The sequence below is a fragment of the Lewinella sp. genome, from assembly GCF_050633125.1.
Taxonomy (GTDB): domain Bacteria; phylum Bacteroidota; class Bacteroidia; order Chitinophagales; family Saprospiraceae; genus Lewinella.
Map to the genome: position 1 here is coordinate 1 of NZ_JBOEFX010000185.1, position 2,094 is coordinate 2,094.

The 2,094-nt window shown below is 45.5% G+C and carries 2 protein-coding genes; one reads left to right on the forward strand and one right to left on the reverse strand.

The window, feature by feature from the left end; all coding sequences use genetic code 11:
- Positions 1-1,628, forward strand: a 1,628-nt coding sequence (locus ACRBG0_RS27505) for a SulP family inorganic anion transporter (RefSeq protein WP_431490038.1), incomplete at its 5' end; no start/stop codon positions are given.
- Between the two features lie 169 nt (positions 1,629-1,797).
- Here ACRBG0_RS27505 and ACRBG0_RS27510 read toward each other — a convergent pair.
- Positions 1,798-2,094, reverse strand: a 297-nt coding sequence (locus ACRBG0_RS27510; protein WP_431490039.1) for a gamma carbonic anhydrase family protein, incomplete at its 5' end; no start/stop codon positions are given.

Here is a 2,094-nt window from a genome sequence, read left to right on the forward strand (position 1 = left end):
TCCCGCAGGGGATGGCCTACGCAATGATTGCCGGTTTGCCACCTATTTATGGCCTTTATGCCAGTACCTTGCCGCTTATTATTTATGCGCTGTTGGGTACCTCTCGTCAATTGGCTGTGGGGCCGGTAGCAATGGTGTCCTTACTGACCGCTGCCGGCATTGGCGTTTTGGCCGAAGGAGGTACGGAAACTTATATCATGCTGGCGATCACGCTCGCCTTCCTGGTAGGGGTTATTCAGTTTTTACTGGGCTTATTCCGATTGGGCTTTTTGGTCAATTTTCTTTCCCATCCGGTGATTAGCGGGTTTACCTCGGCAGCGGCTTTAATTATTGGGCTTAGCCAACTTAAGCATTTGCTAGGTGTGAACCTTGACCGAAGCCACCATATACACGAAATACTAATCCAGGCTGTTGAGCAAATAGGAGCAATCAATTGGGCCACCTTTGGTATTGGTATTGCGGGCATCGCCCTCATTATGGGCGTGAAAAAAATCAATAAGGCTATTCCTGGCCCTTTATTAGCCGTGCTCTTCGGTATTTTGGCCGTGTGGGGTATGGGGCTCGTTGATCATGGTGTGAAAATAGTAGGCACCGTTCCCGAAGGCTTACCTTCTTTTGGCTTACCGGATTTTAGCCTGGCTACTGTTCAGTCATTACTACCCATTGCACTAGCTATTTCTCTGGTGAGTTTTATGGAAAGTATTGCTGTGGCGAAGGCCATCCAAGCCAAGCATAAAAATTATAAAGTAGTACCTAATCAGGAGCTCATCGCCCTGGGGCTGGCCAATGTAGGTGGTTCTTTCTTCCAGGCTTACCCGGTGACGGGCGGTTTTTCTCGTACTGCCGTTAATGATCAGGCGGGTGCAAAAACAGGTATGGCATCGATTATTAGTGCCATACTTATTATTACCACCTTGTTATTCCTGACACCACTTTTCTATTATTTGCCCAAAGCTATCCTGGCTTCTGTAATCATGGTAGCCGTTTTTGGATTGATTGATATCAAAGAAGCTGTACACCTTTGGCGAGCAGATCGTTCTGATTTTTGGATGCTGGTCATCACTTTTATTGCAACGTTAAGCTTGGGCATTGAGCAAGGAATTGGTGTGGGTGTTATTCTGTCATTAGCGATGATTATTTTTGAAACCACCCGTCCTCATATTGCTCAACTGGGCAAGGTGCCATCTACTCATTTTTATCGTAACCGAGAGCGTTTTGAGCAAGTAGAAATTCGCAAGGACTTGCTGATCGTACGCTTTGATGCGCAACTGTATTTCGCCAACCTCAATGTTTTCCGCGAGCGGATCGATGAATGGATGGCCGCCAAAGGTCCCGACTTGGATGCACTCATTATCAATGCAGAAAGCATCAATACCCTTGATAGTAGTGCGCTGCACCTCTTGGAAGATCTTTTGGAAGACCTGAAAGCCAGAAATTGTAAGCTATTATTTACGGGCGTAAAGGGCCCCGTCAGAGATGCACTTGTTAAGGGGCATTTGGTGAAAAAAATAGGTGCCAACAACTTCTTTATGAGTGTGCAGGAAGCCGTAGATGCCCACGATGAACGCAAGACAACAGAAGGCGCAGGTAACGAATACCAAGAGTTTACTTTGCAGACCAATGTATAGTAGTGCAAATATATCAGGATAGAACACGGATAAAACGGAATTTACACAGATTTAAAATCCGTGCAAATCTGTCTGATCTGTTAAATCCGTGGTCTATACCGTTTAAATAGCTGAATTTTTAGGACGTTCTTATTTTGATACATTTGCGCTGAATGTGTAGTGTTCAACGCTACTCCTCTTTAAACCAGCCTGCATATTTCAGGTAAGCATTAGAGATTCGATCTATGGTGTCGCCAAATTGTTCCTGACTTAAAGCTTTGACTTTCTTGGCAGGCACTCCTGCATAAATATGGCCACTTTCGCAGCGGGTATTTTCAAGTACCACAGCACCAGCTGCTATAAGTACGTGTTCTTCTACAATTGCATTGTCCATAACGATGGCCCCCATTCCTATGAGAACATTGTCGTGGATGGTGCAACCATGAACCAGCGCGCGGTGGCCAATACTTACATTGTTGCCAATAGT